At 44.5% G+C, this 17,447-nt stretch carries 6 protein-coding genes and 1 riboswitch; all 6 genes read right to left on the bottom strand.

Annotated features, from left to right (window positions below; genetic code table 11):
- Positions 1-8,098, bottom strand: an 8,098-nt coding sequence (locus Q0612_RS04430) for a hypothetical protein (protein ID WP_298881236.1), incomplete at its 3' end; no start/stop codon positions are given.
- Positions 8,099-8,112: 14 nt separating this feature from the next.
- Complete coding sequence (locus Q0612_RS04425) at positions 8,113-10,800, bottom strand: TonB-dependent receptor (RefSeq protein ID WP_367181691.1); 2,688 nt, start codon at positions 10,798-10,800, stop codon at positions 8,113-8,115.
- A gap of 616 nt (positions 10,801-11,416) precedes the next feature.
- Positions 11,417-11,612, bottom strand: a riboswitch (cobalamin riboswitch).
- A 397-nt stretch (positions 11,613-12,009) separates the two neighbouring features.
- Complete coding sequence (locus Q0612_RS04420; protein ID WP_298881229.1) at positions 12,010-12,411, bottom strand: YkvA family protein; 402 nt, start codon at positions 12,409-12,411, stop codon at positions 12,010-12,012.
- A 33-nt stretch (positions 12,412-12,444) separates the two neighbouring features.
- Complete coding sequence (locus Q0612_RS04415; protein WP_293721545.1) at positions 12,445-12,936, bottom strand: YajQ family cyclic di-GMP-binding protein; 492 nt, start codon at positions 12,934-12,936, stop codon at positions 12,445-12,447.
- Between the two features lie 99 nt (positions 12,937-13,035).
- Positions 13,036-13,422: a DUF3783 domain-containing protein gene (locus Q0612_RS04410; RefSeq protein ID WP_298881226.1), complete on the bottom strand. Its 387-nt coding sequence runs from the start codon at positions 13,420-13,422 to the stop codon at positions 13,036-13,038.
- Positions 13,423-13,436: 14 nt separating this feature from the next.
- Positions 13,437-17,162 carry a PolC-type DNA polymerase III gene (locus tag Q0612_RS04405; RefSeq protein ID WP_298881221.1) on the bottom strand — a complete coding sequence of 1,242 codons (3,726 nt, stop codon included), beginning with the start codon at positions 17,160-17,162 and terminating at the stop codon, positions 13,437-13,439.
- Positions 17,163-17,447 lie beyond the last annotated feature (285 nt).

The following is a 17,447-nucleotide window of genomic DNA, read 5'->3' as shown; positions in this document are numbered from 1 at the left end:
CGTTCAGCTTGCCGGTGTTGGCTCCGTTCCAGGTACCCTTGCTCAGGCTCATGGTAGTATTGCCGCTGTTGTCACCAGTCCAGCTTGCGCCTTCCTTGAAGTTCAGCTCTACGCTGCCGTCAGCATCTGTTGTAACATCTCCGTCCAGCTTGCTGAGGTTCTTGACTGTAACCTTCGCACCCTTGCCATTAGCAGTAATGTCGCTGCCAATGGTGGTATCAGCAGAATCAATCGTTACTGCCGCATTTGCGCCGTCAGCATTTACTGCACCTGTAACAGTCGTAGCTTCGCCGCCATTAATACTTACGCTGCTGTTTGCACCGTTAGCGCTCACTGCGCCGTTTACTTTCGCTGCCTTCGTTGCTTTAATATTTATGACATTATTTGTGCTTACTTCACCGTTCAGTGTTGCGTTGACTGCAGTGATCTCCACCTTGCTGTTGTTAGCGTTAATGGCTTTCGCACCCTTAACCGTCAGGCTGCCTGCATCCTGAACTGTCAGCGTACCGCCGGTTGTTGCGATACCATCACCGCCGTTGGCAGTAATCGTCAAATCGTGGCTGTTCAGCTTCAAGGTAGTATCTTTGGCTGTAGTAACTGCACTGCTGTCGGTAGTAATCGTAGTTGCGTCTTTCGTGAAGTTATAGATATTGTTATCTACTGTGTTGGAAAGAACGCCGGCCTTACGGTATTCCTTATCGGTGAAGTGCTCGCCGGTAATGCTTGTTACAAAGGCTGTTCTGTCCTGTTCTGTCGGATATACAGGTCCCGGCGTTACGGTCTTGTGGTCCGCACTGCCCTGACCGGTTGTCTTGTCATAGACAATGCCTGCAGTCTGTTTAGCAACAGAAGCTGCTGTCAAGCCTTCGGCAATCTTCACGGTGCCGTTCAGATTGCTTTCCGCCCCGCCGATTGCTCCCAGGTAGAACAGCTTGCCTGCCAGTGCATCCAGTGCTTCGTTAATCTTGTCCTCATCTGTCGTATCTACGCCGGTGTTATCCGTCAGCATGGTAATCTTGCTGCCGTTCTTAGCACTGTTGACAGTGAATTTACCGCCGTTGACTTCGCCAGGATTGCTGCTGTTATGCTTGTAGATGACAGTTGCGTCACCGCTGTAGCTGCTGATGGTTACGCTCGCTGCAGCGTTTGTCATGTCAACTACGCCATTAGTAGCGTTGAAGCTCTTCAGGCTGCTTGCACCGCTGTTGTTCCAGGTGCTGCCGTTCAGTGTCAGGCTGAAGTCTGCACTAGTGCTTGCACCTGTCCAGATGCTGCCATTTGTCAATACTGCACTGCCTGCGGCATTAGCATTGCCATTCCACTTGCTGTTGTTAGCAGTCAGGCTCAGACCTGCACCGCTGTTGTCACCGCTCCAGCTGCTGTCGGTCAAGTTAACCGTTGCATTAGCGCCGTTATTGGCACCGGTCCAAGTAGAAGCGTTGCCCAACGTAATGTTCGCATTCGCGCCGCCGTTAGCTCCTGTCCAGGCTGCTTTATCTGCCTTAACGGTTACGCCGTCTGCAGTATTGCCTTTGCTCCAGCTTGCTCCATTAGTCAATGTAATATCTGCATTGGCTCCGCTGTTCATACCGCTCCAGCTAGAAGCATCCAGCTTAATCGTGCTGCCTGCACCACTGCTGTCGCCGGTCCAGCTTGTGCCGTTAGTCAGCGTTACGTTCAGCTTGCCGGTGTTGGCTCCGTTCCAGGTACCCTTGCTCAGGCTCATGGTTGTGTTGCCGCTGTTGTCACCGCTCCAGCTTGCGCCCTCTTTGAAGTTCAGCTCTACGCTGCCGTCAGCATCTGTTGCCACATTGCCATCCAACTTGCTGAGGTTCTTCGCTGTAACCTTCGCGCCCTTGCCGTTGGCAGTGATATCGCTGCCGATAGTAGTATCTGCGGAATCAACAGTTACTGCTGCATTTGCGCCATTGGCAGTTACCTCGCCGCTAATTGCTGCGCTTGCTGTGCCGTTAATGCTTACGCTGCTGTTTGTACCGTCAGCACTTACTGCGCCGTTTACCTTCGCAACCTTCGTTGCTTTAATTGTTACAGCATTATTTGTAGTCACGTCACCATTCAGCGTTGCGTTAACTGCAGTAATCTCCACCTTGCTGTTGTTGGCATTGATTGCTTTTGCACCTGTTACAGTAAAGTTTCCTGCATCCTGAACTGTCAGCTTGCCGCCGGTTGTTGCGATACCATCACCGCTGTTAGCAGTAATCGTCATATCGTGGCTGTTCAGCTTCAAGGTTGTATCCTTAGCTGTAGTAATTGCACTGCTGTCGGTAGTAATCGTAGTTGCGTCTTTCGTAAAGTTATAGATATTATTATCGACTGTGTTGGAGAGAACGCCGGCCTTACGGTATTCCTTATCAGTGAAGTGCTCACCGGTAATGCTTGTTACAAAGGCTGTTCTGTCCTGTTCCGTCGGATATACAGGACCAGGCGTTACGCTCTTGTGGTCCGCGCTGCCCTGACCTGTTGTCTTGTCGTAGACAATGCCTGCAGTCTGCTTAGCAACAGAAGCTGCTGTCAGTCCTTCGGCAATCTTCACGGTGCCGTTCAGATTGCTTTCCGCCCCGCCGATTGCTCCCAGGTAGAACAGCTTGCCTGCCAGTGCATCCAGTGCTTCGTTAATCTTGTCCTCATCTGTCGTATCTACGCCGGTGTTATCCGTCAGCATGGTAATCTTGCTGCCGTTCTTAGCACTGTTGACAGTGAATTTACCGCCGTTGACTTCGCCAGGATTACTGCTGTTATGCTTGTAGATGACAGTTGCGTCACCGCTGTAGCTGCCGATGGTTACGCTTGCTGCAGCGTTTGTCATGTCAACTATGCCATTGGTAGCTGTAAAGCTCTTCAGGCTGCTGGCACCACTGTTGTTCCAGGTGCTGCCGTTTAATGTAAGCGTAAAGTCTGCACTTGTGCTTGCGCCCGTCCAGATGCTGCCGTTCGTCAGTGTTGCGCTGCCTGCAGCATTCGTGCTGCCGTTCCACTTGCTGTTGTTGGCAGTCAGGCTCAGACCTACGCCGCTGTTGTCGCCGCTCCAGCTGCTGTCAGTCAGGCTTACGGTTGCATTAGCGCCGGTATTGGCACCGCTCCAAGTTGAGCTATTGGCAAGGCTAGCTGTAATATTACCATTGTTATTGCCTCGCCACTCGCCATTCTCCATAACTAATTGGGTATTACCATTATTATCGCCTTTCCATTTATTTTTCAACAAGCTACTCTTCGCAAAATCTAATATCACTTCACCAGTATCATCTGTCGAAACATTACTATCTAAATCTACAATCCCTTGATTGCTAACTAGTTTAATTTTAGCATTCTTATCTGCGATTAAATCCCCCATCACAGTCATGTAGGCTCCACCGCGTAATTCAATGTTGCCTTCATTGGTTGCATGTAAACTGCCAGAAATATTTACACCAGATTTTACAAGAAGCTTTCCTCCATCAGCTAATACTGCTACCTCCGCTTTATTACTAAAATCTTCTTTATCGCCATATTGCACAACCCTACCAGCCGCTATACTTAAGCTTTTTGTTATTTCTACCGATGAATCTTTACCATTGATAGTTATAACAGGCGTAGCATCATCAACTTTTCCATATGCTTCTAAATTACCTTCTATTTTCAAAGAACCATTATTTACTATGACTCCCGGTTGATATTCGTTACGTGTCTTGTAGTCATATGTATGTATCTCATCTCTACCGGTATAAACGGTACCGGCATCACGTATATTTAATTTAGCATTACTAACAATAATATTAGGAGCTTTCTGCGCATTTAGATACAAATCATAAGTTCTTCCCAAACATATTGTTGTATCATGGTTTACAGAAATCGCATTACCATTTTCAGGTACAATAGTTGTTTTTTCATGTAAAGAACTAGTTGATGGATCTAGTGGAAACTCATATTTGTTATTATCAGCCGTAAGCACACCATGCTGCCTGTACTCTTTATCCGTTTTATAATCACCGGTCAGAGTTGTATTAAACACAAATTTATCCTGCATTTTAGGATAAGTGAAGCCTGGTGCTACACTGTTCGCGTCCAACATGCCCTGTCCATTTGTACTATTGTAGATGATACTGCCAGCCTGCTTACTAATTTCAGGTGCAGTCAGGCTTTCCACAATCTTCACCGAACCAGATAAATTTTGTTTTCCTTCTATTGCTTCTTGATAATATAACTTATTAGCCAAAGCATTGAGCGTATCATTTACACTATCCTCGTCGTTAAGCTTAATCCCACTACTATCCGTCAACAAAGTGATAGTACTCCCGTCTATAGCTTTATTGATGGTAAAGCTTCCTCCTTGTAATTGTGAAGGATTAGTATAATCGTGCTTATACAGCAAAGTAAAGTTGCCATTATAATTACCAATAGTAGCATTCGCTGCACTATTAGTCATATCAATGGTTGGATTAGTCCCAGCAGCTCGTCCAAGATTACTGCTAAGATTTTCTACCACAGAATCAGCAGTTATAACCCAAGTACTGCCGCTAGCCATTTTTAAATCAAAGCCTGCGCCACTATTATAACCCTCCCATACACTGCCAGAGTTAATTGCAACCTTGGTGTCCTTTCCGAAACTATTACCATTCCATTTTGCATTCAACAGATTAATGGTACTATTATCCCCACTATTATTACCACTCCATTTGGCGTCCTGTAACGTAATAATATTATTTTTTCCACTAATGTTACCAGACCATTGAGCCGAATTCTGCACATTAATAGTATTACTATCGCTAACTATGTGTCCATTATAGCTTGCACTATCTACTGTTAACTTAGTGTTATTAATTTTTACGTCTTTATTCCAATAACCATTGTTACGAACAGTTATAATAGCATCTTTGCCAATATTCTCTCCGTTCCACGTTGAATCATCTATTACAATATTTGCGTTATTACCACTATTATCTCCGCTCCAATTAGATTTATTCTTAAGCTCAATAACAGCCGTACCGCCTTCATTATTCCCTTCCCAACTTGATGTATTCAGCGTTACGTTTAATCCCTCACCCTTATTATCACCAGTCCAGGTGGAATCTGATGCTTTAACCACCATATTGCTGCCACTGTTATCACCAGTCCAGCTCGCTTTATCCTTCAATGTCAGATTAACTTTATCGCCACTGTTATTGCCATGCCAACTATCATTTTCCACAAGGAAGTTTTTATTATTTTCAACATTATCTCCTTTGGGAACTTCTAATAGCGTTGTAATTTTTTCACCTAAGCGTCCTTGTCCACTAGTACTGCTATATTCAATATTTCCAATATATTGAGCTGCAGAAGCCGCTGTCAGCCCTTCGGCAATCTGTACCTTTCCATCCAGATTTCTGCTGCCGCTGACATAATCTGTATAATAAAGCTTGTTGGCCAAAGCGTCGAGAACCTTATTGACAGTTGCTTCAGAAGAAGTATTTACACCGCTGCTATCAGTACGCAAAACTACAGCGGAGCCATTTTCAGCAGTCTTTACCGTAAAATTGCCACCAAGAATATTTTCCGGGTTACTATTATCATGCTCATAGATAACCATAGTATTACCGCTGTATTTATCTACGGTTATATCCTTGCTGCCACTCTTTTGGAAGATAACGCCTGCAGCATCTTTGCTTCCGCCGGTCAGTTTACTGATGTGGCTGGCGCCATTGCTGCCGACATCTTCATTATCCTGTGCATAGCGGGTATTATTGGCCTGGTTTATCCAGCTTGCACCATTTTGCAGCCACATATTAACAGTACCGCCATTATCTACAATGCCCCGCAGATAGGAATCCCCTGTAGTCAGTGCCACATTAACCGCACCAGTTGACAGAGCAAAAATGTCGCCGCCCAGCTTAACGCTGTTATTGCCGGCTGTTGCGCCATCCTTACCGGTGTTAACGTTAATAGTTCCCTGATATGCGCCCAAGGTATAGTAGCTATAATTCATGCCCTTCGGCACATTAATCTCGCCACCGCCAATAGAAACCGTACTGTTCTTGGCATTCGTTGTAATGCCATTGCCATACACATCCATATCAGCAGTACCGCTGACATCTACACGGCTATTTTCTACCTGTGTAAGAATACCGGCATTGTTAAAACGCGATAACACATTATCAGCATTTATAGGAATGCCCCAGGTTTCGCTGTCAGTGCCCTTTACAGTCAGATTGCCGTTAATTGTAATTGTGTTGGCAACATCAGAAGCATAGCTTGCTTCGCCCCAACGGTCTGTCTTCTGTACAGCAACGCCATTACCGCCGTAGCCGCCTCTCATTGAAATATTAACGTCACCATTAACAGTAATCTTGCTGGCAGCTGACTTGCCTGCATCATTCATAATTGCGTTATTCAAGGAGTTGCCATCTACAGCACCAATGGTAATAATATTCAGCTTACCTGCATTAATAGTAACATTTTTGCCATTGCCGGCATAAACGCCGACAGGTGTAGCAATGCTGTTCTGTACCTGTAGCTGCAAAGTATTGCTGCCGGCATTGACAGTAATATCGTTGCCGTCATGCGCATAAATAGCGGCCAGAATATTATTGCTTAAATCAGCCTGTTTTTTCCAAGCTACTTCACTCAACGAAATAGTTTTATCCCCTTCAAATGTATAATTGCTATTATCTGGGGTAATATCGGAATATATAGTATCGCTTGTAGTTCCTGTAATCCTGTTTTGATAATCTGCCGTTTTAACGTTAGCATTAATATTTATAATTGTACTAGTTGTTGCCGAAGGTGTTGTAAGCCCTTCTTCCCGCGACTTAGTTAATAAAGCCAAGCCGCCAACAACATCATCACCAGCTAATTGTGTTACAGAGTTAAAAGTATGAAAATCACTGTTACCGGCTAAATTATAAGCTGACCATGTATAGCTGGGATTGTTGTCACCATCAAGGTAAACCACAATATTATCGCCAAATTCGCCCCACAAACGCTTGGTATAATATTCTGCAAAAATCTTGTTAAACCAACCTGTTTTTACACCAGTATTACCACCGCCATCAGTTTTATCCTGAACAACAATCTCCCAATCCTTAGGTGTTGTTGAATTCAAATTTGCCACTGTGGTTTTATAAATATTGAATTTACTGCCACCCCGTCCTGATTCATCGAGATTGTAAGCAAGTATATAGGCTGTACCATTTGGCCAAACACAAATATCTCTAAAATCCAACTTAAATTTTTTTATATTTTCAGGTACAATAGAAGCATTGACTTCATTCTTATCATTTAGTTTACCGCCACTCAATACGCCAATAGTAACGTTTGAACCGTTGTTTCCATATCCGTAATTCTGCATACCTCCAATGGCAGTGTTGATTAGTAAATTATTGTAACTATTCAGTTTTACTGTATCTGTATTGCGCCCTGTTCTAGTAAAAGAAACAAATTTCAAGCTACCATCAGCCTGAATATCATATTGCAACAAATAGCCAGAGGAATAGCTGGTATTTCCGCCTGTCGCATTAACACTAACTACAGCAAATAACTGATTACCTTTTACTAATAAAGATTCGCCATGAGTGCATGCACCTTCGCTAACATCTAAGTCTCCTTCACAATACTTATTGATATCCTCTAATAAATATCTTGTTTTACTTACATCCTCAACTAAAGCATTGTTTGTTACCTTAGCGACCGCAATAGTTCCTAAGTCATAATCACCTGTATAAACATACCCATTATGACCAGCTGCCGCATGGGGATTAGCCCCTTTTGAGATTGTTCCGGAGATATAACCATCCTTCGGCCAATCCGTGTCCGCGTCAACCAATATCATAGGGAGTAAATCTATTGTATCATAAGTATATTGCCGTAAAATAAACTTGTTTTTACCATCCATTACAAAACTATAAGCAGCCGGATCTCTATTCAAAGATGTCATAACAGCCCTACTTGGTTCAGCGTCTATCCTATCAGTAACACGCGAACCTGTAATAACAGCCATATTGCTGCTGCCATAATTAGAAGGTACTGTAACCAAAAGGTTAGCCGCCATAGCACTACCTGCAAATACATAACCACCCAAAACCGATGCTAAAATTGCAGCTTTCTTTACATTGCTCATTTTACGCATATTTATTCATCTCCTTAGAACTGGTACCTTGCAGTTACGTAATAAGTTCTTCCTTGTGTCGGAAATTCCGGATTTATGTAACCATCTGGTATATTAGTTATATTGCTCAATATTTTTGCTCTGGGTCCATGATTAAAAATATCGTTACAGCCAACAGTTAACTGCCAATTCTTCTGTGGCATCCATTTCAAACCACTGTTCATAACAAATAATTCTGCTACCGGCATTCCTGACAAGTAAGGGGAAATATCTCCACTACTAGCTTTACCTCTGCTTGTAAAATATTCGTCAGTGTAATGTCCTTCAGCAAACACAGAAAACTTATCAGAAGGTCTATAGGTTATACGGAGATTGCCTTCCCACTCAGGTTGGTATGTTGACCATACACTGCTATAGCCATTATTGTTACCATTAGCAGTATATTGGCTATAAGATTTACTGTTAACATATGTTAACTGCAAATCTAAATCAAACTTATCCCATTTAAAGCTACTTTGTAATTCCAAACCAGTAGCTTTCCCTTTGTTATCGTTATAATAACACCAATAATCCTTACCAGCTCGCTCTAGCTGCAACATATTGGTAGAATCACGCCAAAAATAAGTTATCGTAGTAGAATTATCAGCTCCTAAAAGCTTATTATGCATAATGGCACTAACATCAAACTGCTTTCCTTCCTCAGGAACAGGGAATATCGCCCCTTTCCCGTTATGGTCTGCAGGAGTAGGCAATATGCCAGCTCCATCACCGGCAATTTCTGCCATATTAAGTAACCGGTAATATGTACCACCTGTCATGCGTACAGTTAAATTGTCATTAAATTCTTTTTTTAACGCCAACTGCCAGGTAGTCTTGCTGTTTGTTTGTGAATCTTTTGGATGTATCCAGCCGAAATAACCATCTTCAAAACGTTTACCATCGCTATAACCAATAATTTGGGATTGGTTATACCGTAAACTTGGCGTCAAAATCCAACTACCAGCCTTATCCAGAGTAATAGAATCTTGAATTTGGATGTTAAACAGTTTCTGATCATATTTATTACGTATTTGCGATGCCAGGGAGTTCTCATTTTCTTTGCTTAACACCTTATCCATATTTGACCCTTTGATTCTCATTCTCTCATTAGAATAATTGATAAGGAAATCAAGCATATTATTATCATTCAACTTATAACCGCCATCAATCTGGGCTGTATACTTATTGGACTTATATCTACTCCATGCACGTAGTGGAGTATTTGCTAACTCCCAATCCTGCCCAGGATTAAAGTTTTCTATCAATATATGTTCCGCATTATATTTTTTATCTTGATGTTCATAGTCAATCATCCAACCCCATTCCAGCTTGCCTCTTTCCTGGCGGTTCTGCAACATAAGTCCCATGTTCTCTTGTTTTTGCTTTCGGCTATCATAATAAAATTTATCATATAAATCTACTCCATTGCTGGCAAATGCACCCTTTACATCTCCGCCCCATACGCTGTCCGGTAAATGCCTTTCCAATTTATTGTAGGTTCCCTTAATCATCCAATCAGCATTTTGCCATTTAACTATAGTACTAGATTTTTCATAATCATTATATTTTCTATATCTGGTTGCATTTTGCGCTTCTTTTAATTTTTGCTTCCATTCCTTAACTTTTTGTGTATAAGCTTCTATACTAGGACTATTCTCCGGGTTAACTTTATTTGTCCATTCATTTATATTGCCTTGAACAATACTATCTCCGTAATTTTTGATTAATTCATCTTTTATTTCTGGAGTTATAATTCCCGGGCCAAAGTTATTTCCATTCCAGTCATTTTCCACACCAGTAAACCAGTCATTATTATCATATCCAGCATCAAAATATTTTTGCTGTATCCCTTGATCAATTAGCTGCTGTTCTATTTTGTAAAAATTCGTCTTGCCAATATCTTGTTTTGCAAAATTATAACGATTTTCATAAATAGAATTACTTAAGCTATTTTCTCCTTCATTTTTAACATACGCTTCCCATGCATCATTATTTGCTTTAAAATATTCTACTTGCTCATCTGAAAGCTTTATTAAAGTGCCATTGAGCATATCTATATTATTATTATTGAACTCTACTATTTCTTTTTCATTTTCAGCAATATAAGTTTTTATACTAGGTATATACCTTTCCGCAGCATAATTCTTATATTTGAAATCACCGTCACTTGATTCGTAGTTAGTGCCAACCATTAACGAACCATCTCCCAGAGGAGCTGTAATCTCCATAGAGCCTCTTTTGCCACCATAAGAGCTTTTGCCAACCTCTAAGGATACATTGGTTGTTTCCGGTTTTTTGGTAACAATGTTGATAACACCGCCCATGAAGGTACCACCGAAACGGCTGGGAATATAACCGCGGTAAACCTCAATACGCTCTACGTTTTTTACAGGAATTGTCGAAAGGTCAACAGCAGTGTCACCGCCAAGGTTGGCTAATACACCGTCAATAAAAACGCCGACCTGCGCCGCAGTAGAGCCACGCATCGTCACCGTTGTATACTGTCCCTTGCCGTTTACCTCACGCACATGCACGCCAGGCACTGTTAAAAGCAAGTCAGGCAATGATTTCTGCTCACCCTTGAAGTCATCAGGGCGCACAATATTCACCGTGCCAGGAGAAAGCTTACTTTCCCAATCAGGACGTTTTGCTTCTACCGTCATAGTTTCAAGGCTGAAGTCCATAGACGGATCATCAGCACCATTACTTGCTGTCTGTGCGGCTTCATTTGCTTCCGCATATGCAACAGGCAGAAAGTCAGCATAGCAACATCCCAGAGATATAGCAATTGCTGCAGCTAAAATATTTTGGCCATTAATATTTTTCACTTACATCTCCCCCTTAACCTGGAAATTTATTATAAGCTTATAAAAAAAGACTTAATTTTAAAATGGGCATAATAGTCCCATAATAAAATTAAGTCATCAGATTAATTTTATATGCCTTCAGCTGCAATCCGACTTTACGGTCTCCTGTGCAGGTAAGCTAAGCTATTTGGCGTGCTGAAGTACATGATTTATATGAATTATATTGAAATTTATAATTTTGCTTTTAAACTATTGCTATGTATAGAGTTTATTCGACCATGCTGTGCCCTTGCTCCATCACGCCGCCGCAATCTTAAGAGTTCCTCTATTATTGAAAGCAGATAATCCCGCGGTATTACTACAAACTTCTCATCCAAGCTCTGAAAATGCGTTAAACTGATCTTTAAATCCTCGTACTTCATTTGAATCCACGTCCCCCTTCTTTACAAAGGCATACTAAAAACAATTCGCATCCGCCTGTAAATCGCAGGTATAATGGATATCTCAAACAAACAGCGCTTTGACTCAAGATCTTCATGCCTTCATCCCTGTGCGAAAGGTATAAGCTATGGCAAACAGCTTATATGATAAAAGCACTCCCTAATACAATTGCGGTACAGTGCAGGATTTTCACCATGCTTCCCTATTTGTTTAATACGGTTTTTAAATTTTATCATATCAAAAGCAGTAATTGATATAATGTTTTAATATTATTTGAGTTTATTTTTTTCTATCTTCTCTATTGGATTTTTGTATCATTTACTTTTTTATTATAGCACTCAAACTATCATATAGTCAAGAATCTGCATTCGTTAATTATTATCATTTGTCTTTTGCTCACTTTTCAGATATTATATTACATATTGCTTCATTTTATAGATTACGCAAAATAAGCAATATTCTGCGTCAAATCACAAGTAAAATATCAACTATCTTTTCTTTTCGCTTTAGCAAATCTTTACTTTACGACATCAATACAAGTATTCCTCCCTTCTAGGTAAGTGCTACATTCATCCTTTGCATCATTAGAAGCTTACGCACGAAAAAAAGCGCTGCCTTCCGGCAGCGCCTCTTAGTCCAAAGCACTCAAAGCTTCGCAACAGCATTCCCATCAAAAACCTTCGCCAACAATGCCTTCGCCTCAGCCTTGACCTCATCATCAATATACTGCTGTACCTTCAGCATTGCAAAGCTGATTGCCACAAGATCATCGCTATAGCCCAGCACCGGCGTCAAATCCGGAATAAAATCCAACGGAGAAATCAAATACCCCAAGGCGCCCATAATCAACGCCTTATCCTTCGCAGGAACCTCCGGCTTTTGCAGTACGCACCACAGCTGAGCAACCTTGTACAGCAGCTCCAGGCCTATATGAGCACCAAACTTACTGATCTTGTGCAGTAAATTCTCCTCGCTGTAGTTGTCAGCATACTTACGCAGCTCGTTCTCATTGATTTTACTTTTGTCAAAGTCTTTGTCTTCTGTCATTTGCTCCACTCTTTCCTGACCGTGGACGAATGCTTAGCGCATGTTGATGAATTGCAGATCAACGCCGAAATCACCGGCCTTCAGCAGCTGGATAACAGCCTGCAGGTCATCCTTCTTCGCACCTGCAACACGTACCTGGTCATCCTGAATCTGAGCAGTTACCTTCAGCTTGGAAGCCTTGATAGCTGCCACGATTTTTTTGCCGTTCTCCTTAGAAATACCCTGTTGGATTTCCAAAGCTTGGCGAACGGTGCCTTTAGCAGCGGGCTCAATTTTGCCCGGAACCAGGCAACGCAGAGGAATACCGCGTTTAGCCATTTTTTGGCGCAGCATATCTAAAATTGCGCCCAGCTTGTACTCGTCCTCAGCTGCAATTTTTACTTCCTTCTCACCGAGCTCGATGGAAGCATTGCTGCCGCGGAAATCATAACGCTGGTCAATCTCTTTTTTAACCTGATTAACAGCGTTATCCATCTCCTGCATATCAACTTGAGAAACAACGTCAAAGGAACTATCTTTTGCCATTATTATTATCCTCCTAAATGTAGCTAAAGTTTATCATGCCTAATTATATCAGAGAAAGCGCTTTAACGCCAGTAAAACTACCGGCAACAGCAATTTTGCTTATTTGCCTGCATTTTTGCCATGCATATAAGCATGCTCCTGGCTAAGCTCCTGCAAAAGCTGCAGGCCGCTCCAGGTACAGTTGGTGGGTGTCAGCATCGCCTTCAGCGCCACCTGACGCAGCTTGCCCTTTTTTATAGCAGCCAGCAGTCTGTCCAAATCCTGACGGCTGAAGCCGCACATGAGCAGCATTTCCTCCTGCCCCTCGTCACCGGTATAAGCTTCACTGACAGGCGCCACCTCGGACAAGCCTGCCAGATAGCCAACAGGCTGCAGCAGCTCCTCGCGCGCCACGGCGCGCAGCTGCGTGCGCAGCATCATGCAGATAAGCTTCAGCGCCTGCAGACGCTCAGGCGTAAAATTATAGGCCAAAATCATTTTTTGCATATGTATCTCCTATCTCAAGCAAACAAATCTATCTGGTTTGTAGCAGGCAAATCGCCCAAAACGCCCATATCAGCCAGCTTTTCGATAACACTCTTGTTGACGCCCGAGCGCAAGCGCAAATCCTCCTGAGAGATAAACGGTCTGTTGATATCCCTGGCAGCCGCAATGCTCTTGGCAGCATTTTCACCCACACCGCCCAAAGCAGCGAGCGGCGGACGCAGGCCGTTTTCCGTAACAAGGAATTTAATCGGGTCCGACTTGTATAAATCCATCTTATCAAAGCTCAGACCGCGCTCCAGCATCTCATTCACCAGCTCCAGATAAGTAACCGTTGTTTTATCCAGCGGCGAAGCCTTAAAGCCCTGCTGGTAAACATTCTTGATGAAATTCTTCACATAGGCCTTGCCCTTGGAAACATGGGTGTAATCAAAATCCTTGGCACGTACCGTAAAGTACGCTGCATAAAACTCCTTCGGATAATGCACCTTGCAATAAGCAATGCGGTACGCCATCAGAACGTACGCCACAGCATGCGCCTTCGGGAACAGGTACTGTACCTTTTCGCAGGATTTGATATACCATTCGGGAATGTTTACCGCGCGCATAGCCTCCAGCATCTTCGGCTCCAGGCCTTTTTTCGCCGCCTTACCCTTACGCACGTGCTCCATCGTCTTAAACGCCAGACTGGGCTCCACGCCCTTGGAAATCAAGTGCGTCATAACGTCGTCACGCGTGGAGATAGTTTCGGCAACAGGCTTGCCTTCCTTAATCAAATCCTGCGCATTGTTCAGCCATACGTCCGTACCGTGCGAATAACCGGATACACGCACAACCTCACTGAATTTTTTCGGCTGTACGTCGCTGATCATCTGGCGTACAAATTTGGTACCGCATTCCGGGATACCAAAGGTGCCGACGGCACTATCAATCTGCTCCGGCGTAACGCCAAGCGAAGACGTATCCTGGAAGATACGCATCGTTTCTTCATCGCCTACAGGAATCTTCTTGGGATCAAAGTTAGGATCCACATCCTCCTGCAGATATTTTTCCAGCATCTTCAGAACCATCGGATCATCGTGGCCCAAAATATCCAGCTTAACCAGACGGTCATTGATGCTATGATAATCGTAGTGAGTAGTAATCGTAGTGCCATCCTTATCATCGGCAGGACGGTTCATCGGTGTAATATAATGGATATCCATATTACGCGGCACAACCATGATACCGCCGGGATGCTGGCCCGTAGTGCGCTTGATGCCGGCAAAGCCTTCAACCAGCGCAGCCACGTGCGCCGGGTGCACATGCAGATTCTTGCTCTCGTAATATTTTCTGATAAAGCCTATCGCAGTTTTGTTGGCGATGGTAGCAATCGTACCGGCGCGACAAACATTGTCGCGACCGAAAAGCTCCTCGGTATACTTGTGCGCTACACTCTGGTCGGACATAGCGGACGGATCATCGGGATCGATACCACCTGAGAAGTTCAAATCAATATCAGGAACCTTGTCGCCATGGAAGCCCAGGAAAACCGCAAACGGGATATCATGACCGTCGCGCAGCATTCTGGTGCCGCATTTAGGACAATCCTTCGGTGGCAGGTCAAAGCCGCTGTCTACCTCATTGTTCATAAAGAATTCGCTGTGACGGCAGTGCGGACAGCGGTAATGCGGCTTCAGCGCATTAACCTCGGTAATATCCAGCATCGTAGCAACAAAGGACGAGCCTACGCTGCCACGCGAGCCTACCAAGTAACCGCGGTCGATAGAATGCTTAACCAGCTTATGCGCAATGTAATACAATACGGAGAAGCCGTGGCCGATAATAGCATCCAGCTCCATCTTCAAGCGGTCCTCAACAATCTGCGGCAGCTTTTCGCCGTACCATTCATGCGCCTTGGCATAGGACAAATCACGCACGGCATCCTCCGCACCCGGAATCGACGGCGAATACAGCTGGTCGCGGTCGGGAACAGGCTTAATACGCTCAATCATATCCGCAATCTTATTGGTATTGGTAACAACAACCTCGTAGGCTGCATCTTCACCAAGATAAGAGAACTCCTTGAGCATCTCCTCCGTAGTATGCAAGTACAGCGGCGGCTGCAAATCAGCATCCTTGTAGCCCTGACCGGCCTGCAGAATCGCACGCAGCTGTGCATCCTCAGGATTGAGGAAATGCACGTCGCAGGTTGCTACAGTCAGCTTGCCCAAGCGCTTGCCCAGCTCGTAGATTTTGCGGTTATGCTCCCGCAAATCCTCTTCCGTACAGTAATTTTCGCGTACCAAAAACTGGTTATTGCCAGTAGGCTGAATTTCCAGATAATCATAGAAGCCGGCGATTTCCTCCAGCTCCTCATCGCTCGCACCTAAGCGCACCGCACGATAAAGCTCGCCTGCTTCGCAGGCCGAGCCGAGAATCAGGCCTTCACGATGCTCCTCGATAACAGCGCGCGGCAGCAACGGACGCTTATTCAGATAACGCAAGTGGCTTATGGTAACAAGCTGATACAGGTTACGCAGACCGATTTCATTCTTCGCCAGAATAATAATATGGTGGCTGCTGATTTTGCTCTTACCCTTAGTCGCAGCATCAGGATTTTCTGTATCAACAGCATCGTCCTTAGTATGGCTATCGCTGATAAGATAACCCTCCATGCCAAAAATCAGCTTCAGGTCACTGCCCTCCGCCGCATCAAAGCAGAACGGAAAGGCCTGTACTACGCCATGGTCGGTAATCGCCAAAGCCTTGTGTCCCCAACGGATTGCCTGCTTGACCAGGCCCTCCATCGGCGTCAGGCCATCAAGCTTACTCATCTTCGTATGGCAATGCAGCTCAACCCTCTTGACCTCCGCATTATCCATGCGCTCCTCCTTGGCATCGAGCTTCATAATGCCACGAGGCACCATGCACATCTCGTCAAAGGCAAAGCGGTCTGGCGCAACATCACCCTGAAGACGCAAGCGCATACCGGGCTTCAACAGATTTTTAAACTCATTGCATTCCTTGCGCGGGTCACCGCCATCACGCTTGTCAAAACGCAGCTTGACGAAAATACCGCCGGTATCATCGCTCACGTTAAAGGTCAGGACAATGGAACCGACGCGCGTTTCCTTATCAATAAAGGTCTGCAGCGCACCATCCTTATCCAGACTTTTAACAAAGGTACCTTCGATAACAACGTTGCGCTCTTCCTCGGTAACAGTATCAAGCTTACGCGGTGTACCCTTGATTTTTTTACCCCACAGCTGGCCGTCTGCCTTCTTTTCACCGTATAAGGCAGCCATTGCCTGCAGATACTCCGGATCCTCCTCCGGATTGTTGTAGGACACTTCGCAGGGAGGCTCCGGTGGCAGGGTTTCGCCGATATCAATATCAGGCGGCTCCGGCGGCAGAGGAATTTCTTCCGGCAGCGGTTCACCAGTGCAATCGGTAATTTCTACCTCTGCCTGTGGCTCACGCTGCATCATCTGGCATTTGGAGCCATCGCCGTCGCAAATCATATCTACGCTTTGCAAAGAAAAAGCGGCTGCAAGCTGCTGCGCCGCCTTCTGCAGCAAGCCGCCGGTAAGATGGGCGGCGCAGCTAAAGTGCACCTCCCACTGACAGGCAGACTCGTCTACACAAATCTGATTAATATGCATCAGCTTCAGCTGCATCAGTTCCACCGGGGAAAAGGTCAGCGAAGCCAAAAAACTATAAAATTTTTCTTCATCAGGAATCAGGCAATATTTTTTATTCACATTAAATCCTTTCCTAATAATGACGGGAGAAGTTGTTGGGGGAATTGGATAACAACGCAGATGGCGTGCTATCTTCCTTTTTTCCTGAGATAAACTAGAGTGCGTCAGATGCTAGGCGCGAAGCCGACGGCGTACTTTTAGTACGTCGAGGCGACGCAACAACGCAGATGGCGTGCTATCTTCCTTTTTCCCTGAGATAAGCTAGAGTGCGTCAGATGCTAGGCGCGGATGCCGACGGCGTACTTTTAGTACGTCGAGGCGACGCAACAACGCAGATGGCGTGCT

The sequence above is a fragment of the uncultured Phascolarctobacterium sp. genome, assembly GCF_937920985.1.
In the GTDB taxonomy this organism is placed as follows: domain Bacteria; phylum Bacillota; class Negativicutes; order Acidaminococcales; family Acidaminococcaceae; genus Phascolarctobacterium_A.
This window is presented reverse-complemented; position numbering and strand designations above follow the sequence as displayed.